The organism is Polaromonas sp. LjRoot131 (assembly GCF_964252805.1).
Classification (GTDB): domain Bacteria; phylum Pseudomonadota; class Gammaproteobacteria; order Burkholderiales; family Burkholderiaceae_C; genus Polaromonas.
The window spans coordinates 1-25,992 of the sequence record NZ_CAXUPF020000008.1; the positions used below are offsets into that span (position 1 = coordinate 1).

A 25,992-nucleotide genomic window follows, 5' to 3' on the forward strand; every position below is an offset into this window, starting at 1 on the left:
GTGAGTCGCATGCCGGGCGACCCCGGCCAGCAAGCCCAAGCAAAGGGCACAGGCGCGCAAGCCGGAGCAAGACCCGGCCGAGGGCTGGCACAATCTTCCGGATGAACGAAACGACCACCCTGTATCGCCCGACCGGCCCAGAGGAGCTTGAGCTTGTGAAGCAGAGCGGCTACAGGAAGTGGCCGCCGCGCCTGCCGGAGCAGCCCATCTTTTATCCCGTGACAAACGAGCAGTACGCAGTCGAGATTGCCAGGGACTGGAATGTCCCCGCCAGCGGCTACGGCTGCGTGACAAAGTTCGAAGTGCGCAGCGAATTCATGGCGCGCTACAAGGTCGAAAAAGTGGGCGGTGCGCATCATACGGAATGGTGGGTTCCCGCGGAAGAGCTCGACGCGCTCAATGACAACATCGTGGGCCTCATTGAAGTTATTCGTGAGTTCCAGGCATGAGCTGGGCTGGGAAGCGGAGCCTGTAGTAGTGGAACTGCTTGTTTTCTTCGGGCTGCTGGCCTTTCCCGTGGTGATCTATGGATTGAACGCTATGGGAGTACTGAGCAAAGCGGTAAGTGACGCGGCACTGGGCTTGGGCTGCATCCTGGTAGGCGTTTGCTTCCTGCTTTTCTGCACAGCCATCTTTCTTGAGTCGGGCCAAACGGTCAACCCGTCCAAATATGGGCCCGTGACGGTGCTGGCAGGCGAGGGCGTCTTCGGCCGCCTCATGGCAGCGGCGTTTTGCCTGTTCCTGGGCGGCTGCGTTATTTCTGCAGGTTGGGGCTTACTCAGAAAAAAGCGGGACGAGCAATGAGCAGAGCCGGGCGGAAAACTATCTTAAGCGCCACATAAAGCCATGACTTATGTTTCAACTGCATAACCGGCGCTTACCTTCACATCAGGCCGCACAATGAAAAAAGATCCGCTCTTCCGCAAAGTGAATACGACGGCTCACGGTGTTCACCATCGTTTCGGCGGGGACTTTCACGAACAGCGCAACGGCAAGTTGCAGCGTGAATCCGAGGAGACCCGCCTGCCCATGCGCGGCAAGGCACGAAGAGGGCTTGATTACACGCCGCTCTTCAGGTTTCTCCTGTCCAAAGTGGGCGCAAACTGGAACGAGGTACACGCCGAGGCGGTGTCGCGGCTTGATCGTCCGGACCCGATATTTTGGCTCGTCGCAATTCGTTCCTCCGACGAGAAGGAATATGTCCGTACGGGTGAAGCCAGTTATTTCAGTGGCTTGCGCGTTGACGAGCAGGGTCGATTACAGATCGTCAATCCTTCACTGGGTCCCTCAAGTCTCGCACCGCTGTGTGCGTGTTGCACGCATACCTTTAACGGGGTCCGGTTCACGCAAGCGTTCGATCTTGCCTTGAGGCCTGATGTGTCAGCTCTCCGTCTCATGTGATTTGCCTGGCAGATCAGACGTCAAGTTTTCCAGAATCACCCCAGTTCATGATCGACCTCAACGCTGTAAACCATACAAATCGCGAACTGGAACTCATGTTGGCGGGGAAGAAGCCGCTGGCGATGTTCTGCGACGAAATCAGCGTTCTACCGCATGAGGACATCATTCCGGAGGGAAAGTTTGCTCCTTATCTCGGCAGCGGCCTTTTTGTGCGCGGTGAAGAAACGTACACCGGAACATTTCACGCCGGATTGAAGCGCAACGTACGGATCAAGTACGTGTTTTTCGCCCTTGCCGAAGAGGCCTGGAGAATTCCTGCCCTCTCGCTTCTTTTGCGGGTGCGCTATCGAATGGACAGCTGGCACTCCGAAGAAATGGAGCGCTTGGAAAGCTTTTTGCTCGGCTACACGGATGAAGAGGTTAACGCGTGGTGCGATCACCGCTTCCGCCGGGTGCCTGGCGATGCCCCTGGCGCCAAACGTTAAGGTCTGAGTGACCATCCATAAACCAATGACCAAACACTGGCCTTTCTGGATCTATTTGATTGGACTGCTCCCCTTGGCCTATTGGCAAGAGGCCGTACGGGCATGGCTCGGCGACTGGCTGTCGTTTGCCTTGGCTATTGGCTATTTGCTCTTCCTCCGGCTGCTGGGTTTCTGGGCTGCCCGATGGCAGGAATCCGGGCGGGCGAAGTTGATTGCGGAGCAGAAAGGCGGAAGGAAGCCCTAGTGGAAACGCATTCAATTTTCCTCATTGGTGGCGCGGACGACGAGCGCGCAACGCTGCTCGAGGAAGAGGCCGGCGACAGCTGCGGCCTGAAGCTCACCTGGCGAGGGCGGGAAGCCACGGCCAGCGCCGATGACTTCTTTAAAGCGCTTTGCGCGATCCGGCTTCAGCTGGAGGCTGAGGGCCTTTTGCTTTTTTGTTACGGTGCGAGCTTGAATGTCTATCCCTCAGGCATGGCCAGGAGCATGGCGAGCGGGAGGGTGGCTTACAGGATGCAAGCCGGAAAGCACGCAAAGATGGCCGACCTCGTGGACATCTTTTCGGAAGGCCCGGACGTCATACCCGCCACCGTCGCGCAGCAACGGGAATACTTCAACGACTGGGTCTCAAGCGATCGCACCTGACCTAGCTTCTGTCCCCGTTCCCGCCCCCGCTTGCCCCGTCCTGGCTGGGCCGAGGAGCGCAGAGACAAGCGGATCAGGGCCGGCGTTGTTTGAGCCGAAGGCGAGTTTAGCCAGACCCCGCTTGGCTCGAGCACCGCAGGTTGCCCGTAGCGAAGCGCAGGGACCCAGACTGCGGGTCGCCTTTTCTTTGCTTACTTTCTTTTGGCGAAGCAAAAGAAAGTGAGTTGCTGCCGGCAACCCCGGCCAGCAGGTCTTAGAGGAGGGCAGGAGCGCGCAAGCCGGAGCAAGACCCGGCTGCAATGAACCCTTACTGCGCCACCTTCTCCTTAGCATCCTTGACCCGACCAGCCAGATGGTCAAGCGCCTCCTGCACCTGGTCAACCAGCACCAGGCAAAGATCCCCCGGCGACAACCGTTCAAGCGCAGTATCGATCGCCAAAAACTCACCGCGAATCTCATCGATGCGTTTCGTGCGGCGAGCTTTGTGCTCGCCCTCCAGCCCCTGCCGCAGCAAGGCCATGACCTCGCCGTCGGCGCGGCCGCGCTGGGCGGCGTCCTGGTAGAGGATGACGTCGTCAAAGGCGCCGCCCAGGATGATGGTCTGGTCGCGGATGTCGCTGTCGCGGCGGTCGCCGGCGCCGCTGATGACGACGCTGCGGCGCTGGCCTGGCGTGGCGGGCATGGCGTCGACGGCGGCCACCAGGGCGCGCATGGCGTCGGGGTTGTGGCCGTAGTCGGCGATGACGGTGGCGCCCTTGTAGTCCATGACGTTGAAACGGCCGGGCGCGTTGTGGGCGTCGTTGACGAAGCTGGCGAGGCCGCGCTTGATGGTGTCCCAGTTCAGGCCCGCGCCCCAGGCGGCGGCGACGGCGGCCATGACGTTCTCGACCTGGAAGCTGATGCTGCCGCCGCGGGTGACGGGCACGCCCTGCAGCGGGATGCGCTCGACCCAGGCGCCTTCGGCGGCCACCAGCATGGGGCCGTCGACATACACGGTGCGTTTGCCTTGGGCACGGTGCGTGGCCATGAGCGGGTGGTGCCGGTCGGCGGCGAAGAAGATGACCTTGCCGGGGCAGGTGGCGGCCATGTCGGCGACGATGGGGTCGGCGGCATTGAGCACGGCATAGCCGGTGTTGGACACGTTCTGCACGATGACGCGCTTGAGCACGGCCAGGTCTTCGACAGTGGTGATGTAGTTCAGGCCGAGGTGGTCGCCGCTGCCGATGTTGGTGACGACGGCGACTTCACAGCGGTCGAAGCCCAGGCCTTCGCGCAGCACGCCGCCGCGCGCGATCTCAAACACCGCCGCGTCCACGTCGGGGTGCATGAGCACGTTGCGCGCGCTCTTGGGGCCGCTGCAGTCGCCGCTGTCGGTCTGCCGGCCGTTGATGTAGACGCCGTCGGTGTTGGTCATGCCGGTGCGCAGGCCTTCGGCGGCCATCAGGTGGGCGATCAGGCGGGTGGTGGTGGTCTTGCCGTTGGTGCCGGTGACGGCGATGACGGGCACGCGGCCGTTGTCACCGGCGGGGAAGAGTTCGTCGATCATGGCGGCGCCGACAGCGCGGCCCTTGCCGTAGGAGGGCGACAGGTGCATGCGCAGGCCGGGTGCGGCGTTGACTTCGACGACGCCGCCGTTTTGCGACTCGAGCGGGCGCAGCATGCTTTCGCAGACCACGTCGACGCCGCAGATGTGCAGGCCGACCATTTGCGCGGCGGCCACGGCGCGCGCGGCGACGGAGGGATGCACGTCGTCGGTGACGTCGGTGGCGGTGCCGCCGGTGCTGAGATTGGCGTTGTTGCGCAGGATGACGCGCCGGCCCTTGGCGGGAATCGATTCGGGCGTGAGCTCCTGCACTTCGAGGCGCGCGACGGCGATGTCGTCAAAGCGGATCTTGGTCAGCGAGGTGGCGTGGCCTTCGCCGCGCCGTGGGTCCTGGTTGACGATGTCGACGAGTTCGCGCACGGTGTGCAGGCCGTCGCCCACCACCTGCGGCGGCTCGCGCCGCGAGGCGGCGACCAGCTTGCTGCCGACCACCAGCAGGCGGAAGTCGCTGCCGGGCAGAAATTTTTCGACCATGACCTCGCCGTGCTCGGCGGCGGCCTTGTAGGCGACCTCCAGGTGCTCGCGCGTGCTGATGTTGACGGTGACGCCCTTGCCTTGGTTGCCGTCCTGCGGCTTGACGACCACGGGCAGGCCGACCTGCCGGGCCGCGGCCCAGGCGTCGTCGGGGTCGGTGACGGGCCGGCCCAGCGGCACGGGAACGCCGGCGGCGCGCAGCAGCTTTTTGGTGAGGTCCTTGTCTTGCGCGATGGATTCGGCGACGGCGCTGGTGGAATCGACTTCGGCGGCCTGGATGCGGCGCTGCTTGGCGCCCCAGCCGAACTGCACCATGCTGCCCTTGGTGAGGCGGCGGTAAGGAATGCCGCGCGCGACGGCGGCGTCGACGATGGCGCCGGTGCTGGGGCCCAGGCGCTCGTCCTCGTCGAGGTCGCGCAGCTGGGCGATGGCGGCGTCGAGGTCGAAGGCGGTGTCGCGCAGGGCGGCGTGGATCAGCGCCTGGGCCAGTTCAAAGGCCAGGCGGCCGACGGCTTCCTCGCTGTACTCGACAACGACCTGGTAGGTGCCGGCCTCGACGGTGGCTGCCGTGTGGCTGAAGGTGATGGGGCAGCCGGCGGCGGCCTGCAGTTCAAGCGCGGCGGCTTCAAGCACATGGGCCAGCGACAGCGCGCCGGCGTGGCCGGTCTGGCGCAGCGCGCCCATACCGGGGAAGAGCGCGCGCACGCGCGGCTCGAAGCCGGGCAGGTCGGCGATGTTGCATTCGACGGCAGTGCAGGCGACGATGGCTTCGAGCGCGGTGTGGCGGCTCCAGAGGTTGGGCCCGCGCAGGGCGCGGATACGGGACACTTCCATTATTCGGCACTCCCGGCGGTTTTAGGGGTGGTTTCGAAGGCTTCCATGCCGGCGCCTATCAGGTTGAGCGAAATGCCGAGCGCCCAGGCCGCGCCTATGGCGGCCAGCAGGGCGTCTTCGGTGAGGCCGCGGCGTTCACGCCACGCGCCCAGCTTGCCGAGGCCGGGCAAGAAGGCCTCGCTCGCGCCGGTGGCCAGCACCACCTGGTCCTGCCGGATAAAAAGGGCACGGCCGCCCTGGGCGCAATGCGAAACGATGGCAGGAGCCTTGGGGTCGATGCTGTAGAAGATCACTTCGCCGTCGCAGAGCTCGGCCATCCCGGCGATGCGCGGGTCGGTGGCATTGAGCACGGCGGCGCCGCCGGGCAGCACCACGTCGACCTGCGAGCGCATGACCTTGAACATCTGGTCGTCTTCGGTGATGTCGAACTCGGCCAGGCCTTGCGCGCCGCCCAAATCGGTGACCACGCCGACCTGGCATTTGTCATAAGGCAGGCCGGTGCGCAGGATGGTGTCGGCGCCGTTTTCAAAGACGGCGGCCTGCACCGCGCGGTTGATCAAGAGGCGCTGGCCGGCTTCCCAGTTGGCGCAGTCGGAGGCGTCCACGCAGCGCTGGTCGAGGAACAGGCCGGCCTGGCAGGCCAGGCCGGTGTGCCGGCCCGACAGGTGCAGCAGCCAGGCCACCAGCCGGGCGACGCGGTAGTTGCCACCGGAGCCGGCGATGCCGACGATGGGGATGCGGCCGTCGGTGCCGGCGTCGGCATCGGCGTTATGCGGGAACAGGTGGTCGCAGATGGCGCGGCCCACGGGGCGCGGCGCGCCCTCGGCGGGCTTGAGGTGCATCAAGAGGCCGGGGCCGGCGTTGACCTCGACGATGGCGCCGCCCTGTTCATGCAAGGGGCGGGAAATATCTTGCGCGACGACGTCGACGCCGGCGATGTCCAGGCCGACGACACGCGCGGCCAGCGAGACGACGTGGTCGACCTCGGGATGCACGGCGTCGGTGCAGTCGATGGCGACGTTGCCGTTGCGCTGGATCAGCACTTCGCGGCCGACGGCGGGCACGCTGTCGGGTGCCAGGCCCTGGCGCTGCAGGTCGAGGATGACGGCGCCGTCGCTGGCCGCGTTGATGCGGCCCAGCGGGAAATCTTCGCCGACGCCGCGGCGCGGGTCGGTGTTGAGCTGGGCGTCGACCAGCTGGACGACGGTGGCGCTGCCGTCGCCGGTCACCCAGGCGGCTTCGCCGCGCGCGGCGGCGACCACGCGGCCGCCGACGACCAGCAGGCGGTGCTCATGGCCGCGCACAAAGCGCTCGACCATGACCTCGCTGCCGTGGCGGGCGGCCACCACGAAGGCGGCCTCGATTTCGGCGCGCGTCTTGAGGTCCAGCGAGACGCCGCGGCCGTGGTTGCCGTCGGAGGGCTTGACGACCACCGGCAGGCCGATGTCTTCGGCGGCTTCCCAGGCTTCTTCGGGCGTGGCGACGATCTGGCCCTCGGGCACCGGCACGCCGCAGGTGGCGAGCAGGCTTTTGGTGAGGTCCTTGTCGTGGGCGATGCCTTCGGCGATGGCGCTGGTGAGGTCGGTCTCGGCCGTCCAGATGCGGCGCTGGCTGGCGCCGTAGCCCAGCTGCACCAGGTTGCCGTCGTTCAGGCGGATGTGGGGGATGCGGCGGTCGGTGGCGGCGGCCACGATGGAAGCGGTGCTGGGCCCGAGGTAGCAGTCGTCGACCTTGGCGCGGATTTTCTCGACGGCGGCCTGCACGTCGGCGGGGCCGTAGGGCGTGCCGTTGATGGCGGCCATCAGCAGGCGATGGCCCTCGGCCAGCGCGGTGCGCGCGACCTGCTCGTCGCGCGCGCGGAACACCATGCGGTAGACGCCGCGTTGTGTGGTGCTGCGCGTCTGGCCGAAACCGGTGGGCATGTCGGACAGGTTGAGCAGCTCGATCACCACATGCTCCAGCACGTGGCCGGACCAGGTGCCTTCCAGCAGGCGCTGGATGAAGCCGCCGCGCTCGCCCACGCCGCAGTGGTGTTCGACCAGGGCCGGCAGCAGGGCGACCAGGCGGTCGTTGAAGCCGGGGAGGTCGTTGGAGGGGAAGTCTTCGAGGGTGCCGAGATCCAGCCAGACCTCAAGCACGGCCCGGTAAGTCCAGATGTTGGGACCGCGCAGGTAATTGATGCGCAGCAGCTTGATGTCGTCCTGAGGGCTCATTGTTCTCAACATGGTCGGCAGGCAGGCGCCGCACCCGTCGGTGCGAGGCCTGGTCCCGGCCGATGAATTTCAGTGTGGGGCCTGTGACGGCTCCGGTGGATCCCCGTGTGTCTCGTTATGTATTTGTTCTTATCGCGAACAGGGCCGTCGCCTGGGATCGGTAGACGGTTTCACCATTTTCGGGGATTGAGGGGCAAATTTTGTCGTTCCAGGCTGCATTCGGCGAAAATCCCCAGTTCGGGTTCCCCACGCGCGAAGACCAAGACCTGCGAAAACCCAGCCGCGCCAGATGCGGGACGCCAAGAATTCACCAACACAATGCAACACAAACACCCGGCAGACGACTCCAGCCTTACCGACCCCGCTTTGGCGGGGCTTCGCTCACAACTTGCAACCCAGGAAAACGTTCTGTGTACGCTTACGGTTGACCTGGACAGCCAACTTCGTTTCGCCCAGGGCCTGCTGGCCCTGACCGACCGCCGCCTGCTGGCCCGCGCCCCGGGCGGTGAATGGGCCGCCTGGCCCACGGTGGACGCGGCCGGCAAGGGCTTGCCGGGCCTGTCGCTGCGCCATTTCGACCATGCCGGCGTGGGCACGCTGGAGCTGCACCAGGCGGGTATTCGCCTGGCCGGCTGGCGTTTCACGCTGGGCGCCAACGTGCAGGCGCTGCGCCTGGTGCGCCTGTTCGCCCAGCAGCAGGCGGCCCAGGGCCTGGCCGAAGCGCCCCCAGCCGACGAGGCGGCCCTGTGCCCCGAATGCGACCTGCCGCTGCCGCCGGACAGCGAGGAGTGCCCGGCCTGCGCCCGCGAGCTGCACACCCCGCCTTCGACCTGGGTGCTGCTGCGCCTCTGGCGTTTTGCCCACCCTTACCGCCACCAGCTGCTGGCCGGGTTTCTACTGACGCTGGCCTCCACTGCCGCGACCCTGGTGCCGCCCTACCTGACCATCCCGCTGATGGACGACATCCTGATTCCCTTCCAGAACGGCCAGCAGATTGAGCCCTGGAAGGTCGGCGCGCTGCTGGGCGGCCTGCTGGGCGCGGCCGTGCTGGGCTGGGCGCTGAACTGGGCGCGCACCTATTTGCTGGCGCTGGTGTCCGAGCGCATAGGCGCCGACCTGCGCACCGCCACGTTTGACCACCTGCTGGAGCTGTCGCTGGACTACTTCGGCGGCAAGCGCACCGGCGACCTGATGTCGCGCATCGGCTCGGAAACCGACCGCATCTGCGTGTTCCTGTCGCTGCATGCGCTGGACTTCGCGACCGACGTGCTGATGATCGTGATGACCGCGGTCATCCTGTTTTCCATCAACCCCTGGCTGGCGGTGGTCACGCTGCTGCCGCTGCCCTTTATCGGCTGGATGATCCATGTGGTGCGCGACAAGCTGCGCACCGGTTTTGAAAAGATAGACCGCGTCTGGTCGGACGTGACCAATGTGCTGGCCGACACGATTCCCGGCATTCGTGTGGTGAAAGCCTTCGCCCAGGAAAAGCGCGAGGCCCAGCGTTTTCGCGAGGTCAACCAGCACAACCTGGCCGTCAACGACAAGCTCAACAAGACCTGGTCGCTGTTCACGCCCACGGTCTCGCTGCTGACCGAAGTGGGCTTGTTGGTGGTCTGGGCCTTCGGCATCTGGCTGGTGTCCAGGCAGCAGATCACGGTCGGTGTGCTGACCGCCTTTATCGCCTACATAGGCCGCTTTTACGGCCGGCTCGATTCCATGAGCCGCATCGTGTCGGTCACGCAAAAAGCCGCGGCCGGCGCCAAGCGCATCTTCGACATCCTGGACCATGTGTCCAACGTGCCGGAAACCGCCAACCCGGTGAAGATCGGCAAGCTCGAAGGCCGCATCGACATGAAGAACCTGGGCTTTCGTTATGGCAACCGCTCGGTGATACGCGGGCTGGACCTGCAGATACGGCCCGGCGAGATGATTGGCCTGGTGGGCCACAGCGGCTCGGGCAAGAGCACGCTGGTCAACCTGATCTGCCGCTTTTACGACGTGAGCGATGGCGCCATCAGCGTGGACGGCACCGACATACGCCGCTTCGGCGTGGCCGACTACCGCCGCCACATCGGCCTGGTGCTGCAGGAGCCTTTCCTGTTCTTCGGCACGATTGCCGAGAACATCGCCTACGGCAAGCCCGGCGCCACACGCGCCGAGATCGTGGCCGCCGCGCGTGCCGCCCATGCGCATGAGTTCATCCTGCGCTTGCCGCAGGGCTACGACTCGCTGGTCGGCGAGCGCGGCCAGGGCCTGTCGGGCGGTGAGCGCCAGCGCATCTCGATCGCACGCGCGCTGCTGATAGACCCGCGCATCCTGATCCTCGACGAGGCCACGTCCTCGGTGGACACCGAGACCGAAAAAGAAATCCAGCGCGCCCTCGACAACCTGGTGCAGGGCCGCACCACCATCGCGATTGCCCACCGCCTCTCGACGCTGCGCAAGGCCGACCGCCTGGTGGTGATGGACCGCGGCCAGGTGGTCGAAGTCGGCCCGCACGACGAGTTGATGGCCAAGCAGGGCCACTACTGGAGGCTCTACGAAGCCCAGGCGCGCCAGGTGGACAACGAAGAAGGCGGCGAGGAAGCCGAGGAAGGCCGCATCGCACTGGCCACCTCGCAGATCGCCCACGCCGCCCATCACGTCGACAACGCATGAGCTCAGGACTTCAAATGACTGATTCCATTTCTTCTTCTCTTCAGTTGGTGCGCGACGCCTCGGGCCGCCTGGTGTTCACCGACGCGGGTGGCCAGGCACATGCAGGCGTCGTGCCGGTACGGGCCTTTCCCATTGCCGCGCCCGACGAAGGTATTTCGCTGGTCAACACCGAAGGCCATGAGGTTGCCTGGGTTGACAGCCTGCAGCCTGTGGCGCCGGCGGCGCGCGCGCTGCTTGAGGAAGAACTTGCGTTGCGGGATTTTGTGCCTGAGATTACGCGGCTTAAAAGTGTTTCCAGCTTTGGTACGCCCAGTGTGTGGACTGTAGAGACCGACCGCGGTGAAACGTCTTTCATCCTCAAGGGGGAGGAGGACATTCGTCGCTTGGCGCGGACGGGCTTGCTGATTGCCGGCAGCCAAGGGGTTCAGTACAGTGTTCGGGATATGACTGCGTTGGATCGGGCTTCTCGGCGGCTGTTGGAGAGGTTTCTTTAGGCTGGTTCTTGCTCCAGCGGCGTGCCCTCTTCTGAGATCTGCTGGCCGGGGTTGCCGGCAGCAACTCACTTTCTTTTGCTTCGCCAAAAGAAAGTAAGCAAAGAAAAGGCGACCCGCAGTCTGGGTCCCTGCGCTTCGCTACGGGCAACCTGCGGTGCTCGAGCCAAGCGGGGTCCGGCTAAACTCGCCTTCGGCTCAAACAACGCCGGCCCTGATCCGCTTGTCTCTGCGCTCCTCGGCCCAGCCAGGACGGGGCAAGCGGGATCGGAAACGGGAACAGAAGAAAAATACCAAAGAACAAACCAAGACAAACAAGGACTCGCCACGGCGAGTCCTTGTTTCTTCAGGTATTGGTATTCCTTCCCCACCCCTTGTGGATGCGCCGAGGAGCGCAGGTTCAGGCGGATCAGGGATCGCGTTGTTTGAGCCGAAGGCGAGTTTAGCGAGACCCCGCCTGAACCGAGCACCGCAGGTTGCCCGTAGCGAAGCGAAGGGACGCAGCAACCAGGGTCGCCTTTTCTTTTGCTTACTTTTCTTTTGGCGAAGCAAAAGAAAAGTGAGTAGCTGCCGGGCTACCCCCGGCCAGCAAACCCATGCAGAGAGAACAGAGGAGAGGGAGCGCGCAAGCCGGCGCAAGACCCGGCTCGATCAACCGGCTCGATCAGCCAGCTTGCGAACCCCGATGAGCCCATCCGGTAGTGTGCTTCTCAACATAACTAAACAACTCATACATCGCCATCGCCATAGCCCCAATCACCACCAACCCGGCAAAGGCCAACGCCAACCGTTGTTGCGACCCGGCACTCTGCATGAGATAGCCAATCCCCGAATCCCCAGCCGTCATTTCGGCCAGCACGGTGCCGACAAAAGCCAGCGTGATCGACACCTTGAGCGAGGCGAAAAAATAAGGCATGGAACGCGGCAGGCCGACCTTGATGAGCACGTCCCGGCGTTTGGCGCCGAGCACGCGCAGCACGTCTTCAAGCTCGGGCTCCAGCGTGGCCAGGCCGGTGGCCATGTTGACGGTGATGGGGAAAAAAGAGATCAGGAAGGCGGTCAGGATGCCGGGGCCTATGCCTATGCCGAACCAGACGATCAGGATGGGCACGATGGCCGCCTTGGGCACGGCGTTGAAGGCCACCAGCAGCGGGTAGACCGCCGCATAGGCCAGCCGTGACGAACCGACCAGAAAGCCCAGCAGCACACCGACGACGATGGACAGGCCGAAGCCCACCATCGTGACCCAGAAGGTTTTCCAGGCGGCTTCGGCAATCGGGCCGGCGAACTCGGCCATGGCCTGGGCGATCGCCAGCGGCGCGGGGAAGATGAACTCGGGCACCGAGAAACCCGCGCACACGGCCTGCCACAGCGCTATCACCAGGGCCAGCAGAACCCACGGCGCCCAACGCTCGAGCTGCTTGTTGTTCATGTTCATGGCTGCGCCCCGCCGCGCATCGCGCCTATGTGGCCGCGCAGCTCATGCACGATGTCGCTGAATTCACGGGTGTAAGTGACTTCCAGGTCGCGCGGGCGCGGCAGGTCTATCTCGCGCCTGACGACAAAACGGCCCGGGCTTTTGCTCATCACGTACACCGTGTCGGCCAGGAACACCGACTCGCGCAAATCATGGGTGACCAGGATCACGTTGAAGCGCTGCTCGGTCCAGAGGTCGCGCAGGATGCACCAGAGTTCTTCGCGCGTGAAGGCGTCGAGCGCGCCGAAGGGCTCGTCGAGCAGCAGCATCTTGGGTTCGTGGATCAGCGCGCGGCAGATGCTTACGCGCTGCTGCATGCCGCCCGAGAGCTGCCAGGGGAATTTGTCCTCGTACCCGGCCAGGCCCACCTTTTGCAGCAGCCGGCGCGCGCGTTCTTCAAACTCTTTTCGCTTGGCCTTGAACTGGCTGCGGTAGGGCTCGACGATTTCGAGCGGCAGCAGCACATTGCCGACCGTGGTGCGCCAGGGCAGCAGCGACGGCGCCTGGAAGGCCATGCCGGAGATCTTGAGCGGCCCCGTCACGGGCCGGCCGTCGATCAGGATGCGGCCCGCCGAAGGCATCTTCAGGCCGGTGGCCAGTTTCATGAAGGTGGACTTGCCGCAGCCCGAAGGCCCGACGATGGCGATGAACTCGCCCTGCCGCACCTGCAGGTCTATGGCCTCAACGGAAAACTGTTTGCGCGCGAGCAGCTCGTCGTTGTAGGCGAGCCAGACGTCTCTAAAGTCGACGAAATGAGGGGTGTCGGCAGTGGCCAGGGACATGCTTATTTCTTGGGGACTGGCAGCACGTTGAGTTCGGCGGCCGTGGGCAGAAAGCTGCCGTTCCACACCAAGGCAGGGTCCACGCGGGTCTTGGTGCCGAAGGCGTCGGACACCTGCGAGGCCATCAGCGTGAGGCGCGGGGCTTTCACTTGGCCGAAGCCTTCGGCGCGCGCGTCGGGGCTGTTGACCACGGTGTCTATCGCCAGGCGCAGGCGGCGCACTTCGAGCGGCACGTTGATGATGCCGTCGCGCGCCTTGACGAATTCAATCGCGGCGGCCGGGTCGGCCACCACGTCTTTCACGCCTTTGGTGAAGGCCTGCAGGAAGGCCTTGACGGCGGCCGGGTTCTCCTTGATGAGCTTGGGCGAGGCGATCACGACGTTGCCGTAGTGCTTCACGCCGAAGTCGGCATAGGGCAGCACCACCACGTCCTCGGCCTTGACGCCGCGCGCCTCGAGGTTGAGCAGCGAGGTGAAGGTAAAACCGGTGATGGCATCGACGTCGCCGCGCGCCAGCATGGTTTCGCGCAGCGGCGGGTCCATGGTGACCCACTGGAAGCCGGTAACCTTGTTGGCCTTGGCAAAGACCGGGAAGGCGCGGCGGCCGGCGTCGAACACCGGTGCGCCCATCTTTTTGCCGTTGAGGTCGGCGGGTGTCTTGATGCCCGACTTCTTGAGCGCCATGACCGAGGCCGGCGTGTTGTTGTAGACCATCATCACGGCCACGGGTTTGTTGGGCGCGTCGGGGTTGTTGGCATGGAATTCCATGACCGAGGCCAGGTCGGCAAAACCCATGTCGTAGGTGCCGGAGGCCACACGCGTGACCGCGCCGCCCGAGCCGTTGCCGGCATCCACCGTCACGTCCAGCTTGTTGGCCTTGAAATAACCCTTGGCCACCGGCGTGAGGAAGAGGGCGGCGGGGCCCTCAAAACGCCAGTCGAGCTGGAACTTGATGGGGGTGTTCTGCGCGTGGGCGAGGCTGAAGGCGGCCGTGGCGGCGAGCAGGCCGGCGGTCCTGGCGAGTTGCGCGGCGGAAAACAAAGGCATGCGGTAGGTCATGGGGTGGTCCTGGGCCAGAAAAAGAGCGCTGGCCGCCCGGAGGAGCGGCAGCGGGAGCTACGGGAGGATTAGCAAAAACAATGCCGTGCCTGGTGGGCGTGGGGGCAAAACACCCTCGCCGGCACGGCGTGCGGCCTATTTTCGGCGAAAGTCGCGCCGGGCTCGCCGCTTTTGCGGATTTTTCCGTCCGTGATTACCCCCGAAGCGGGGGCATCACGCCAAGGGCTCAGGCCAGCAGGTCGCGCAGCGTGCGCGCGATCACCTTGGTGGCGCGGCGCAGGTCTTCGAGCTCCAGGCGCTCGTCGGCGCGCTTGGCATGGGATTCGAGCACGGTGCGCGGGCCGGCACCGTAGATCACGCCGGGAATGCCGGCCTCGGCATAGAGGCGCACGTCGGTGTAGAGCGGCGTGCCCATGGCCGGGATCTTCCGGCCGAACAAGGCCTCGCCGTGTTTCTGGATGGCCTCGACCAGCGGCTGGTTGCCGGGCAGCGGCCGCATGGAATTGGCCAGCAGCAGGCGCTTGATGTCGATGGTGATGCCTTTGCGTTCGGCGGCCGCGTCGGCGATCACCTTGCGGATAGTGGCTTCGACCTCGGCCGGGTTCTCTTCGGGGATCATGCGGCGGTCCAGCTTGAACATCACCTTGCCGGGCACCACGTTGGTGTTGGTGCCGCCCTCGATGCGGCCCACGTTGAGGTAGGGGTGTTTGATGCCTTCAACCTGGGACGTGACCTGCTGGTACAGCGCATTCTGCGCATAGAGCGCGTTGAGGATGTGGACCGCGCCCTGCAGCGCGTCGACGCCGGTGTCGGGAATCGCGGCGTGCGCCATCTTGCCGTGCACCGTGACTTCCATCTGCAGGCAGCCGTTGTGGGCGGTGACGACTTCATACGAGAAACCGGCCGCGATCAGCAGGTCGGGTTTGGTGAGTCCCTTTTTGAGCAGCCAGCCCGGGCCCATCTCGCCGCCGAACTCCTCGTCGTAGGTGAAGTGCAGCTCGATCGCGCCCTTGAGCGGCGCGCCCAGCGCTTCAAGCGCGCGCACAGCGAAGGTGAAGCTCGCGAAATCGCATTTGCTGACAGCGGAGGCGCGGCCGTAAATTTTGCCGTCCACGATTTCGCCGCCGTAGGGGTCTTTGGTCCAGCCTTCGCCAGGCGGCACCACGTCGCCGTGGGCGTTGAGGGCGATGGTTCTTCCCTCGCCCTTGTTGCCGTACTGGCGGCGCACGATCAGGTTGGTGATGGACTCCATGCCGTAGGCGCGTACTTCGGCTTCGGGCACGGGATGTTTTTCGGCCTCGAAACCGAAGGCCTTGATGAGTTCGGCGGTGCGTTCGGCATGCGGCGCATTGTTGCCGGGCGGCGTGTCGGTGGGCACGCGAATGAGCTGCTGGAGGAAAGTGGTTTCCTCGTCGAAATGGGCGTCTATCCAGCTGTCGAGCCGGGCGTAATCGGTGGAGAAGGTCATGGTGTTCAGGGCGCGAGATGGGTGAGCAGATGGGTGAAAGCCTGGATCGCAAGCTCGATGTCGTCGCTGGTGCTGCTTTCCAGCGGGTTGTGGCTGATGCCGGAGTTCTGGCCGCGCACAAAAAGCATGGCTTGCGGCATGACCTTGTGCAGTTTCATGGCGTCGTGGCCGGCGCCGCTGGGCATGGCGTGCAAAGGCACGCCCAGCGAATCGACCGCGCGCTCCCAGCGCTGCTGCCAGGCCGGCGCGCTGGGCGCGGCGGCGGCGCGCTCGGTGAGTTCGGTCGTGTAGTGCACGCCGCGGCGTTCACAAATGGTGTTGAGCTCGGCCAGCACGTCGGCCACCAGCGCGTCGCGCTGCGCGTCGACGGGCGCGCGCAGGTCCAGGGAAAACAGGCAGCGCCCGGGCACCACGTTGATGGAGCCGCTGGGCACCTGCAGCATGCCCACGGTGCCGACGGAGTCGCCGTCCTGCGCCGCGCGGCGTTCCACGTAGAGCAGCAGTTCGGCGGCAGCGGCGGCCGCGTCGCGGCGGCGGTTCATGGGGGTGGTGCCGGCGTGGCTGGCCATGCCGGTGATCTCGCAGAGGTAGCGCACGTTGCCGTTGATCGACGTCACGATGCCCAGCGGCAAATCGAGTTCATTGAGCACCGGGCCCTGTTCGATGTGGACTTCGACAAAGCCGAGGTAGTCCTCCGCGCGGCGTTTGATCTTGCCAATGTCTTCGGGCTTCAAGCCGGCGTTCAGCATGGCCTCGCGCATGGTGATGCCGTCGGCGTCCTTCTGGTCCAGCCACTCGGGCTTGAAGTCACCGATCAGCGCACCCGAACCGAGGAAGGTCGCCTTGTAGCGCTGGCCTTCTTCTTCGGCAAAGCCCACGACCTCGATGTTGAAGGGCAGGCGCTTGCCCTGGCGGTGCAGCTCGCGCACACAGGCCATGGGCGCGAAGATGCCGAGCCGGCCGTCGTATTTGCCGCCGTTGCGCACGGTGTCGTAATGCGAACCGGTCAGCAGTGTCTTCACTCCCTCCCCCGCTGGGGGAGGGTTGGGGTGGGGGCCCGCACGGTAAATGCCCACCACATTGCCCACGGCATCAATGTTCACCTCATCAAAGCCGCAATCGCGCATGGTGCCGCTGATGTAGGCCGCGCAGGCGCGGTGCGCGTCGGTCAGGTAGGTCACCGTGAGCTGGCCTTTTTCAAGGTAGCCCGGGTCGCTGTACCGCGACATCGCTTCGTGCCAGTCCCAGACGTCGTTGCCCAGTGCGGGCGTGGCGGCGAACTTGTCGTTGAGCCGCAGTTCGACCACACGGTGGATGTTGCGCAGGTTCTCCTGCAGCTCGAAGTCGTGGTGGTTCTCCAGGCGTCGCGCGAAGGTCTCGATGATCTGCTGCCGCGTCAAGCCGGTGCCGCGCGGGCCGCGCACCGCGAGGATGAAGGGGAAGCCGAACTTGGCGTTGTAGTCGGCGTTCAGCTTTTGCAGCGCGGCGAACTCTTCCGGTGTGCAGTCCGTCAGCCCCGCCTTGCCCTGTTCGTTGTTGGACTCAGCTGTGAGGGTTTTGCTGACCATGGCCTTGCCGGCGAGCTCGGGGTGGGCCTGGATGAGCTGGACCTGGGCCTCCCTGCCGGCCTCGCGCAGCACCCGGGCCATCGCGTGTTTGAGGTGTGCGAGCGATCGGAAGGGACGGGCGTCCAGCGCTTTTTCGGCAACCCAGGGCGAATGTTCGTAAAGCCCGTCCAGCAGTTGCAGTGCCTGGTCGCGCGGCGCGGTGTTGACCTGTTCAAGGGTAATGGCCATGTTCAGCTTTCCCGCCGGGGCGTGTAGGGGTGGGTGGCCTGCCAGTGACGGGCGATGTCGATGCGGCGGCAGACCCAGACGCGGTCGTGCTTTTGCACGTGGTCAAGGAAGCGTTGCAGCGCCACGATGCGGCCGGGCCGGCCCAGCAGGCGGCAGTGCATGCCCACGCTGAGCATTTTGGGCGACGCGTCGCCTTCGGCATACAGCGCGTCGAAGCTGTCGCGCAGGTAGATGAAGAAGTCCTCGGCCTGCGCGAAACCCTGGGGCAGGGCGAAGCGCATGTCGTTGGTGTCCAGCGTGTAGGGCACGACCAGGCGCGGCACCACGGCGCCATCGGTTCGCTTGACCTCGGTCCAGAAGGGCAGCTCGTCGCCGTAGTAGTCGCTGTCGTATTCGAGCCGGCCGTCGTCGGCCACCAGCCGGCGTGTGTTGGGGCTGTCGCGGCCGGTGTACCAGCCCAGCGGGCGTGTGCCGGTGAGTTTTTCGATCGCGTCCAGGCCCAGGCGCATGTGTTCGCGCTCGGTGGCTTCGTCGACTTGCTGGTAGTTGATCCAGCGCCAGCCGTGGCAGGCGATTTCGTGGCCGAGTTCGGTGAAGGCCGCGGCGACTTCGGGGTGGCGCTGCAAGGCCATGCCGACGCCGAAGACGGTCAGCGGCAGCCCGCGCTGTTCAAACTCGCGCAGGATGCGCCACACGCCCACGCGCGAACCGTATTCGTAGATGCCTTCCATGCTGAGGTGCCGGTCGGCAAAGCTGGGCGGGTTGGCCATCTCGGACAAAAACTGTTCGGAGCCGGCATCACCGTGCAGCACCGAGTTTTCGCCGCCTTCTTCGTAGTTGAGCACAAACTGCACGGCGATGCGGGCCTGGCCGGGCCAATGCGCGTGGGGTAGATTCCGGCCGTAGCCGACCAAATCCCTTGGATAGTTTGATTTCATGACAGCGCCATCGAAATATCATTGGTCGGCACCTTGCGGTCGAAGGCCAGGTTCTCCTCGACGTGCAGCAGGTGTTCGGTCATCAGGCGCACGGCCAGGGCCTCGTCCTTGGCGGCCAGGGCCTTCACGATTTCGGCATGCTCGTCGTTGGAATGTTCGGCGGCGCTGGCCGTCTGGTACATCAGCGTGATCAGCGCGCAGCGCGAGATCAGCTCGCCCAGCAGCTGCGCCAGCACCTCGTTGCCCATGAGCTCGGCCATGCGCACATGGAAATCGCCCAGCAGCTCGTTGCGGCCGGGCACGTCGCCAATGTCAAGCGCGTTTTTTTCCTGCGCCACGTGTTCCTTCAGTGCCTTGATCTTCGCGGGCGTGACCTCGCGCACAAAGGCGCGCGTCATTTCGGCTTCCAGCATGCGGCGCACGGCGAACACCTGGCGCGCTTCCATCACCGAGGGGGCCGCCACAAAAGCGCCGCGCGCCGGCTCCAGGCGTATCAGCCGGTTCTGCGAAAGCTGGAACAGCGCCTGCCGCACCAGCGTGCGCGAGACGCCGAAATGGTCGGCAAGTTTTTGTTCCGCCAGCTTGGTGCCCGGGTGCAGCCTGTGCTCCACAATGGCCTTGGTCAGCGCTTCGACAATGGCATGGGTGGTCGATGGTTCCATCGGCGCATGATAGCCGTAAAGCGGAAAACTGTATACACTTTTGGTAAACCGAAATCGAGCATATGACCATTGTCGATTCCGCCAATCACTACCTCGAAGGACTCCCATGGGACTGAGCACACATGTACTCGATACGATGCACGGTTTACCCGCGGGCGGCATGAAGGTGTCGCTGTACACCACGCAGGCGGGCCAGTCCACGCTGGTGAAATCCTTCACCCTCAATGACGATGGCCGCAATCCCGATGGGCCGCTGTATGACAGCGCGAGCCTGAAGGCGGGCACCTATCGCCTGGTGTTCGAGGTCGCGGATTACTTCAAGGCGCGCGGCGTGGTGTTGCCTGAGCCGGCCTTCCTGGACCAGGTCAGCCTGGACTTCGGCGTGGCCGATGTCACCGCGCATTACCACGTGCCTTTGCTGGTGAGCCCCTGGAGCTATTCCACTTACCGCGGCAGCTGAGTCCTTCGCCGGGTCCATGCCCTGATGTCATAGGGACGTCATGTAGGCCGGGAACAATCAGTCCTTTTACTCCTTAGCCTCTTCCCCCATGAACGTCAAGCCGATGGGCGCCCTGAGCCGCCGCCAAGCCCTTCTGTTGTCCGCAGGCACCGCCGCCAGCCTGGTGGCTTCCGCCGCCCTGGCGCAAGGCCCTTCCAATCCCGCCGCTTACCCCGAACGTCCCGTCAAGATCGTCGTGCCCTTCGCGCCCGGCGCCGGCACCGACGCGATGGGGCGGCTGATCGCGCAAAAACTCGGTGAAGTCCTGGGTGGCACCTTTGTGGTCGACAACCGCGCCGGCGCCTCGGGCGCCATCGGCACGCAGTTTGTGGCGCAGGCGCCGGCCGACGGCTACACGCTGCTGCTGGTGGCATCGCCCTTCACCACGGTGGCGGCCTCGTTGCCCAGCGCCAACTACGACCCGCTGCGCCAGTTCACGCCGGTCGGCATGATCGCCAGCGGCCCGCTGGTCTGGGCCGCCAACAAGCAGCTGCCGGCCAACAACATGAAAGAGCTGATCGCGCTGGCCAAACAAAAACCCGGCGCGCTCAACTACGGCTCGGCCGGCGCCGGCGGCGTCAACCACCTGGTGCTGGAGTCGCTGAAAGCCCGCACCGGCACCTACATCACCCACATCCCGTATCGCGGCGTCGCGCCCGCCACCATGGACATGATCGGCGGGCAGATCCAGCTCGTCACCGGCACCATCCCGGCGCTGCTGCCCTTCATCAAGAACGGCAGCGTCAAGGCCCTGGCCGTGACCAGCGCCAAACGCTCCAGCGCCTTGCCCGATGTGCCCAGCATGAGCGAGTCGGGCCTGAAGGGTTTTGACGTGCTGAACTACTTCGCGCTGGCCGCGCCTGCCGGCACGCCGCCGGCCGTCGTCAACACCCTGAATGCCGCCATCAACAAGATCGTGGCCATGCCCGACGTGCTGGCCCGTTTCAAGGTCGACGCCGTCGACGCCGCGCCCGGCACCCCGGCACAACTGGGCCAGTTCATCGAAGCCGACTACCGCGCCTGGATTAACGTCGTCAAGACGCAAAACTTGACGATTGATTGAGGGGCGCAGGTGTTGGTTTGAATTTCGGGGCCGGGGGTTGCCCGGCAGCAACTCACTTTCTTTTGCTTCGCCAAAAGAAAGTAAGCAAAGAAAAGGCGACCCTGGCTCCTGCGTCCCTTCGCTTCGCTACGGGCAACCTGCGGTGCTCGGTCCAGACGGGGTCAAAAACAACTCGCCTTCGGCTCAAACAAGTTTTTGCCCTGATCCGTCTGGCCCTGCGCTCCTCGGCGCATCCACAAGGGGTGGGAGCGGAATGCAAACAGCCAACAGCCGAAGATAAAAACCGAATACCTGCAGCAGTCGGGGGTCTTAGTCAGTCCTGTCCTTCTGTGAGCGTGTCGAGCTGGAACTTGCCGCTCTTGTGCCACAGCCAGGTGTCGGTGTAGACCACCTTGCCCAGGCGCGTGGGGGCGGGAAAGGGTGATGCCTGCTGGATGGTGCGCTCGATCTCCGCGACCACCTCGGGTGCATGGCGCGGCGCGCGCATCCAGTCCAGGCGGGTCACGCGGCCGACCCTGTCGATCTCCACGTTCAGCACGCCGACGGCATACAGCAGCGGCGGCATGCGGCCCTTGTAGATGCGGTCTGAATTGAGGCCGTAGATGTGCGTGGCGCCGTCTTCACGGTAGGCGCGCGGCGTGGCCGCGCTGGAGCTGCGGGCCGAACCCTGGGGGCCGGCGATGGGCCCGACCACCGGGGTGTCCGGCGCCTTGGCGGGCGCCGCGGGCGTGGCGTCCGGGGCTGTCTTGCAGGCGCTCACCACGGCAGCCACGGCTCCGGAAATAAGAGCCGCCAGCCAAAAACGCCTCGGGGTAGAGGAGGAAGGGGAAGAAGGCATCTCTGGTTTTGTCATGGTTTGCCTCTGGGCCTCTTGGGGCCGGTTCATGGGATTTTGCGTATACCCGCCATCATGCGCGGAAACCGCGTGCCGGCCGGGTGGTGCTAAGGTCACATTTTGCCGACTATTCCATTTTCTTACGCTTTCAACACGTCACCAATGGTTTCCCGCAACACCGATTTGTTACTTGACACCCTGCAGGGCCGCCTGGCCACCGCGCCGGCGGTGCTGGTACGGGTGGCCGAAACGCAGGGCTCGGTCCCGCGCAAGGCCGGCACCTGGATGGCGGTGTTCGCCGACGCCATCGTGGGCACCATAGGCGGCGGTCACCTCGAATACGAAGCCATCGCCAAAGCTCGCACGCTGCTGGAAAAAGGCGATGCGCCGCACGACGCCGAGCCGCTGCGCATGGCGCTGGGCCCGTCGCTGGGCCAGTGCTGCGGCGGCGTGGTGCAGCTGCGCTTCGAGCGGGTGGAGGCCGGCGAGGCGGCGGCGCTGCGGCTGGATGCGCCGCGGCTCACGCCGGTGGCGCTGTTCGGCGGCGGCCATGTCGGCCATGCGCTTGCGCAGGTGCTCGCGCCCCTGCCGTTTGCGCTGACCTGGATAGACAGCCGCGATGGCGTGTTCCCGGACAGCCTGCCGCCGCGCGTGGCGTGCGAGCATTCGGAGCCGGTGCAGGACGCCGTGCCTGGCTTGGCGCCTCGGTCGCGCGTACTGGTCATGAGCTTCAGCCATGCGGAAGACCTGGATGTGTTGGCTGCCTGCCTCAAGCGCCAGCGCGAACGCGCCGACCTGCCTTACATAGGCCTGATCGGCAGCAAAACCAAATGGGCGACCTTCAGGCACCGGCTGGAGGCCAGGGGCTTCACGGCGGACGAACTCGCGCATGTGACCTGTCCGATAGGCGTGCCCGGCATCACAGGCAAGGAGCCTGAAGTCATTGCAGTCGCCGTTGCGGCTCAACTCCTTCAAACGCTTGATGTGGCGTGAGCCCGCGCTGCAAGGCTTTGCGCCCGCAGCCAAAGCCTATAAACTCGCAGCACCAGGTCGCAGCGGAGCCGGGAAGCAGGGCAGGCAACACAGAGCCCCGTTTCTCTTGTTCGTGACCCGTTTTCTGCTTACAGCGCCCGCAGTGGTGAGCAGGCTGAAATCGCGGCGCCCGCACGGGCCTCGCAAGGGTTGAGAGATATGGAAAGCTACCTCCTGGACTGGGCCAACCTGCTGCTGCGCTGGGTCCACGTCATCACTGCCATCGCCTGGGTCGGCTCCTCGTTCTACTTCGTCTTCCTCGACAGCAGCCTCACGCCGCCGGTGGATGAAGACCTCAAGAAGCAAGGCGTCAGCGGTGAGCTCTGGGCCGTGCACGGCGGAGGTTTTTACCACCCGGTCAAATTCGCCGTGAAGCCGCCGCAGCTGCCGGCCCACCTGCACTGGTTTTACTGGGAAAGCTACAGCACCTGGCTGTCGGGCTTTGCGCTGTTCACGGTGTCCTACCTCTGGAACGCCGGCACCTACCTGGTCGACAAATCATTGATGAACTGGTCGCCCGGCGCAGCGGCCGGTGTGGCGCTGTCTTTCTTTGTGATTTTCTGGATGCTCTACGACGGCATCTGCCAGCTGTTCGGCAAGGGCAAAAATGGGGACGCCATCGTCGGCGCTTTGGTCGCGGTGCTGGTCTGCATCGCGTCGTGGCTGGCCTGCCACTGGTTTGCCGGCCGCGCGGCCTTTTTGCTGGTGGGTGCGATGATGGCGACCGCCATGAGCGCCAACGTCTTCTTCTGGATCATCCCCGGCCAGCGCAAGGTGGTGGCCGCGATCAAGGCCGGCGAAGCTGTGGACCCGGTGCACGGCCAGCGCGGCAAGCAGCGTAGCGTGCACAACACCTACTTCACGCTGCCGGTGCTGTTCGCCATGCTGAGCAACCACTACAGCTTCACCTGGAGCCATCCGCAGAACTGGCTGGTGCTGATCCTCATGATGCTGGCCGGCGCGGCGATACGCCAGTTCTTCGTGCTGCGCCACGGCTACAAGCTGGGCCGCAACCGGCACCCGCTGGCGTATGCGCTGGCGGGTGTGGTGGTGATCGTCGGCGTGATCGTCTGGATGAAGCCGGAACCCGCCAGCACGGCTGCACCGGCCGCCGTCTCATCGGGCGCCGGCTATGACAAGGTGCAAACCATCCTGGCCCAGCGCTGCTACCAGTGCCATGGCGCGCAGCTGCAGATGAAAAACGTGCGCCTTGATTCGCCAGGGGCCGTCAAGCTCCATGCGACGCAGGTCTACCAGCAGGCCGTGGTCACACGGCTGATGCCCATGAACAATGCGACCGGCATCACCGAAGCGGAACGGCTGGCGATCAAGCAGTGGTTCGACGCGGGCGCCAAGACTGAGTAGATGGGCGCGGCTACCAGCTGCTGGCCAGCCCAGCCGCCCTCGTCGACGGTTTCTCAAAATGCCGCGCCAAAAAATCCACAAAAGCCTTGACCCGGGCTGAATGCTGGTGGCGGGCCGGATACACCGCATGGATGTCGGCCGGCGGTGTGCGGTAGTTCTCCAGCACCTGCACCAGCCGGCCGCTGCGCAGGTATTTGGCGATGTCCCATTCGGCGCGCATCAAAATGCCATGGCCGTCCAGCGCCCAGTTCACCGCGATCTCGCCGTCGCTGGTGCTCAGGTTGCCGTGCACCTTGACGGCCTGTGTCTGCTTGCCGGAGGCCAGGCGCCACATGCCGTAGGCCTCGTCGCCCTGGCGTATGCCTATGCAGTTGTGCCGCGCGAGGTCGTGCGGCACCCTGGGCGTGCCGTGGCGGTCCAGATAGGCCGGCGCGGCGCAGAGCAGGCGGCGGTTAGGCGCGATCAGGCGCGCCACCACGCGGGCGTCGGGCGGCTCGCCGAAGCGTATGCAGACGTCGAAGGCGTCCTCGGTCAGCGGCGGCGGGTTGACCGTGAGCTGCAGCTGCACCTCCACCTCAGGGTGGGCTTTTACAAAACGCGAGACCAGCGGCGCCACGTGGCTGCGGCCGAAGCCTATGGTGGCGTTCACGCGCAGCAGGCCTTTGGGGGCCGCCACGGCGCTGGAGACCTGCTGCTCCATGTCGTCGATGTCGGCCAGGATGCGGCGCGCATGCGTGAGGTAGATCTCGCCTTCCTGCGTGAGGCTGGCGCGCCGCGTCGTGCGGTTGAGCAGCTGCACGCCCAGCCTGGCTTCCATCTGCGCCAGCCGCTTGCTGACGGCCGCGGTGCTGACGCCGAGTTCGCGCGCCGTGGCCGACAGGCTGCCGTAGCGCGCCAGCAGGCTGAAAAAAGCCATCTCGGAAGGGGCGGGGCTGGACGGGTTCATTCGTAACCTTAAGTTAACAATGGCCTCACTTTAAAGGCTTTTGTTATTCATGCCAATCGCTACATTGGAGGCATCACCACCGACATCACCACCGACATCACCCCTGAGGAAACCCATGAAGACTTACAAAATCGCCTGCATCCCCGGCGACGGCATCGGCAAGGAGGTCGTCCCGGCCGGCCAGCAAGTATTGCAAGCACTGGCCGCCACGCAAAAGAATTTCCGTTTTGAGTTCACCTCTTACGGCTGGGGCGGCGACTGGTACCGTGAGCACGGCGTCATGATGCCCGACAAGGGCCTGGACGAATTGCGCGGCCAGGACGCCATCCTGTTCGGCTCGGCCGGCGACCCGCACATTCCCGACCACATCACGCTGTGGGGCCTGCGCCTGAAAATCTGCCAGGGCTTCGACCAGTACGCCAACGTGCGGCCCACGCGCATCCTGCCCGGCATAGACGCGCCGCTCAAGCGCTGTACGCCGGAGCAGCTCAACTGGGTCATCGTGCGCGAGAACTCCGAAGGCGAATATTCCGGCGTGGGCGGGCGCGCCCACCAGGGCCACCCGATCGAGGTGGCGACCGATGTTTCGATGATGACGCGCGCCGGTGTCGAACGCATCATGCGCTACGCCTTCCGGCTGGCGCAGTCGCGCCCGCGCAAGCTGCTGACCGTGGTCACCAAGTCCAACGCCCAGCGCCACGCCATGGTGATGTGGGACGAGATCGCGCTGCAAATCAGCAAGGAGTTTCCCGACGTCACCTGGGACAAAGAACTGGTCGACGCCTGCACCGCCCGCATGGTGAACCGCCCCGCCTCGCTGGACACCGTGGTCGCCACCAACCTGCACGCCGACATCCTGAGCGACCTGGCCGCCGCGCTGGCCGGCAGCCTGGGCATCGCGCCCACCGGCAACATAGACCCCGAGCGCCGCTACCCCAGCATGTTCGAGCCCATCCACGGCTCGGCCTTCGACATCATGGGCAAGGGCCTGGCCAACCCGGTCGGCACCTTCTGGAGCTGCGTGATGCTGCTGGAGCACCTGGGCGAGGCCGATGCGGCTGCGGTGCTGATGGCGGCGATTGAAAAAACCACCGCCAATCCCGCGCTGCACACACGCGACCTGGGCGGCCAGGCCACCACCGCGCAGGTCACCGAGGCCGTCTGTGCGGAGGTCGGCAGCCAGCGCTTGCTGCAGGCAGCCTGACGCTTTTAGTGCGCCGCCGGCGCGCAGTGCGCTCTTGAATGCCGGCCGGTTCCCGCTTCC

24 protein-coding genes are annotated in these 25,992 nt (G+C 65.1%); 13 read left to right on the forward strand and 11 right to left on the reverse strand.

Annotated features, from left to right (window positions below):
* Window positions 1-101 precede the first annotated feature (101 nt).
* The 6 genes from ACSQ27_RS23610 (at window position 102) to ACSQ27_RS23635 (ending at window position 2,531) form a co-directional block, all read left to right on the forward strand.
* The gene (locus ACSQ27_RS23610; RefSeq protein WP_436157935.1) at window positions 102-449 is read left to right on the forward strand and encodes a hypothetical protein; all 348 of its coding nucleotides are present in this window, start codon (window positions 102-104) and stop codon (window positions 447-449) included.
* A 28-nt stretch (window positions 450-477) separates the two neighbouring features.
* Window positions 478-804, forward strand: coding sequence for a hypothetical protein (locus tag ACSQ27_RS23615; RefSeq protein WP_436157936.1), 327 nt, complete (start codon window positions 478-480; stop codon window positions 802-804).
* 96 nt (window positions 805-900) lie between these two features.
* Window positions 901-1,401 carry a hypothetical protein gene (locus ACSQ27_RS23620; protein ID WP_436157937.1) on the forward strand — a complete coding sequence of 167 codons (501 nt, stop codon included), beginning with the start codon at window positions 901-903 and terminating at the stop codon, window positions 1,399-1,401.
* A gap of 47 nt (window positions 1,402-1,448) precedes the next feature.
* Window positions 1,449-1,886 carry a hypothetical protein gene (locus ACSQ27_RS23625; protein WP_436157938.1) on the forward strand — a complete coding sequence of 146 codons (438 nt, stop codon included), beginning with the start codon at window positions 1,449-1,451 and terminating at the stop codon, window positions 1,884-1,886.
* Window positions 1,887-1,911: 25 nt separating this feature from the next.
* Window positions 1,912-2,130, forward strand: a complete 219-nt coding sequence (locus tag ACSQ27_RS23630; RefSeq protein ID WP_436157939.1) for a hypothetical protein — start codon at window positions 1,912-1,914, stop codon at window positions 2,128-2,130.
* Entirely contained in the window at window positions 2,130-2,531 is a 402-nt protein-coding gene (locus tag ACSQ27_RS23635; RefSeq protein ID WP_436157940.1) for a hypothetical protein, read from the forward strand. Before ACSQ27_RS23630 ends, ACSQ27_RS23635 begins: the two co-directional genes overlap by 1 nt.
* 307 nt (window positions 2,532-2,838) lie before the next feature.
* On the opposite strand, the gene cphA is transcribed toward ACSQ27_RS23635, so the two are convergent.
* Both cphA and ACSQ27_RS23645 read right to left on the reverse strand, forming a co-directional pair.
* On the reverse strand, window positions 2,839-5,442 hold the full coding sequence (gene cphA / locus ACSQ27_RS23640; RefSeq protein WP_436157941.1) for a cyanophycin synthetase: 2,604 nt from the start codon (window positions 5,440-5,442) through the stop codon (window positions 2,839-2,841).
* The gene (locus ACSQ27_RS23645; protein ID WP_436157942.1) at window positions 5,442-7,655 is read right to left on the reverse strand and encodes a cyanophycin synthetase; all 2,214 of its coding nucleotides are present in this window, start codon (window positions 7,653-7,655) and stop codon (window positions 5,442-5,444) included. Before ACSQ27_RS23645 ends, cphA begins: the two co-directional genes overlap by 1 nt.
* 318 nt (window positions 7,656-7,973) lie before the next feature.
* Between ACSQ27_RS23645 and ACSQ27_RS23650 the strand changes: the two genes are divergently transcribed.
* Window positions 7,974-10,316 (forward strand): ABC transporter ATP-binding protein, encoded by a 2,343-nt coding sequence (locus tag ACSQ27_RS23650; protein WP_436157943.1) that lies wholly within the window; start codon window positions 7,974-7,976, stop codon window positions 10,314-10,316.
* Between the two features lie 14 nt (window positions 10,317-10,330).
* Window positions 10,331-10,810, forward strand: coding sequence for a DUF1854 domain-containing protein (locus ACSQ27_RS23655; RefSeq protein WP_436157944.1), 480 nt, complete (start codon window positions 10,331-10,333; stop codon window positions 10,808-10,810).
* A 661-nt stretch (window positions 10,811-11,471) separates the two neighbouring features.
* Here ACSQ27_RS23655 and ACSQ27_RS23660 read toward each other — a convergent pair.
* The 7 genes from ACSQ27_RS23660 to ACSQ27_RS23690 all read right to left on the reverse strand — a co-directional run bounded on the left by ACSQ27_RS23660 (window position 11,472) and on the right by ACSQ27_RS23690 (window position 18,988).
* A complete protein-coding gene (locus ACSQ27_RS23660) occupies window positions 11,472-12,239 on the reverse strand; it encodes an ABC transporter permease (RefSeq protein WP_436158027.1) in 768 nt (255 codons plus the stop codon).
* A gap of 2 nt (window positions 12,240-12,241) precedes the next feature.
* Window positions 12,242-13,066 (reverse strand): ABC transporter ATP-binding protein, encoded by an 825-nt coding sequence (locus ACSQ27_RS23665; RefSeq protein ID WP_436157945.1) that lies wholly within the window; start codon window positions 13,064-13,066, stop codon window positions 12,242-12,244.
* 2 nt (window positions 13,067-13,068) lie between these two features.
* Window positions 13,069-14,124: an ABC transporter substrate-binding protein gene (locus ACSQ27_RS23670; protein ID WP_436157946.1), complete on the reverse strand. Its 1,056-nt coding sequence runs from the start codon at window positions 14,122-14,124 to the stop codon at window positions 13,069-13,071.
* 226 nt (window positions 14,125-14,350) lie between these two features.
* Entirely contained in the window at window positions 14,351-15,592 is a 1,242-nt protein-coding gene (locus ACSQ27_RS23675; protein ID WP_436157947.1) for a M20 family metallopeptidase, read from the reverse strand.
* A gap of 5 nt (window positions 15,593-15,597) precedes the next feature.
* Window positions 15,598-17,388 (reverse strand): 2-oxo-4-hydroxy-4-carboxy-5-ureidoimidazoline decarboxylase, encoded by a 1,791-nt coding sequence (gene uraD, locus ACSQ27_RS23680; RefSeq protein WP_436157948.1) that lies wholly within the window; start codon window positions 17,386-17,388, stop codon window positions 15,598-15,600.
* A gap of 2 nt (window positions 17,389-17,390) precedes the next feature.
* On the reverse strand, window positions 17,391-18,326 hold the full coding sequence (puuE, locus tag ACSQ27_RS23685; protein ID WP_436157949.1) for an allantoinase PuuE: 936 nt from the start codon (window positions 18,324-18,326) through the stop codon (window positions 17,391-17,393).
* Window positions 18,323-18,988 (reverse strand): GntR family transcriptional regulator, encoded by a 666-nt coding sequence (locus ACSQ27_RS23690; protein WP_436157950.1) that lies wholly within the window; start codon window positions 18,986-18,988, stop codon window positions 18,323-18,325. Before ACSQ27_RS23690 ends, puuE begins: the two co-directional genes overlap by 4 nt.
* Window positions 18,989-19,094: 106 nt before the next feature.
* Between ACSQ27_RS23690 and uraH the strand changes: the two genes are divergently transcribed.
* On the forward strand, window positions 19,095-19,448 hold the full coding sequence (uraH, locus tag ACSQ27_RS23695) for a hydroxyisourate hydrolase (RefSeq protein ID WP_436157951.1): 354 nt from the start codon (window positions 19,095-19,097) through the stop codon (window positions 19,446-19,448).
* Between the two features lie 88 nt (window positions 19,449-19,536).
* On the forward strand, window positions 19,537-20,550 hold the full coding sequence (locus ACSQ27_RS23700; protein WP_436157952.1) for a tripartite tricarboxylate transporter substrate binding protein: 1,014 nt from the start codon (window positions 19,537-19,539) through the stop codon (window positions 20,548-20,550).
* Between the two features lie 313 nt (window positions 20,551-20,863).
* Here ACSQ27_RS23700 and ACSQ27_RS23705 read toward each other — a convergent pair whose 3' ends face one another.
* On the reverse strand, window positions 20,864-21,388 hold the full coding sequence (locus ACSQ27_RS23705) for a hypothetical protein (RefSeq protein ID WP_436158028.1): 525 nt from the start codon (window positions 21,386-21,388) through the stop codon (window positions 20,864-20,866).
* A gap of 159 nt (window positions 21,389-21,547) precedes the next feature.
* On the opposite strand from ACSQ27_RS23705, the gene xdhC reads away from it, so the two are divergent.
* Window positions 21,548-22,378 carry a xanthine dehydrogenase accessory protein XdhC gene (gene xdhC, locus ACSQ27_RS23710; RefSeq protein ID WP_436157953.1) on the forward strand — a complete coding sequence of 277 codons (831 nt, stop codon included), beginning with the start codon at window positions 21,548-21,550 and terminating at the stop codon, window positions 22,376-22,378.
* A gap of 198 nt (window positions 22,379-22,576) precedes the next feature.
* The gene (locus tag ACSQ27_RS23715; protein ID WP_436157954.1) at window positions 22,577-23,782 is read left to right on the forward strand and encodes a urate hydroxylase PuuD; all 1,206 of its coding nucleotides are present in this window, start codon (window positions 22,577-22,579) and stop codon (window positions 23,780-23,782) included.
* A gap of 10 nt (window positions 23,783-23,792) precedes the next feature.
* Here the strand turns inward: ACSQ27_RS23715 and ACSQ27_RS23720 are convergent, their stop codons facing one another.
* Complete coding sequence (locus tag ACSQ27_RS23720; protein ID WP_436157955.1) at window positions 23,793-24,728, reverse strand: LysR family transcriptional regulator; 936 nt, start codon at window positions 24,726-24,728, stop codon at window positions 23,793-23,795.
* A gap of 115 nt (window positions 24,729-24,843) precedes the next feature.
* Between ACSQ27_RS23720 and ACSQ27_RS23725 the strand changes: the two genes are divergently transcribed.
* Window positions 24,844-25,932, forward strand: coding sequence for a tartrate dehydrogenase (locus ACSQ27_RS23725; RefSeq protein WP_436157956.1), 1,089 nt, complete (start codon window positions 24,844-24,846; stop codon window positions 25,930-25,932).
* Window positions 25,933-25,992 lie beyond the last annotated feature (60 nt).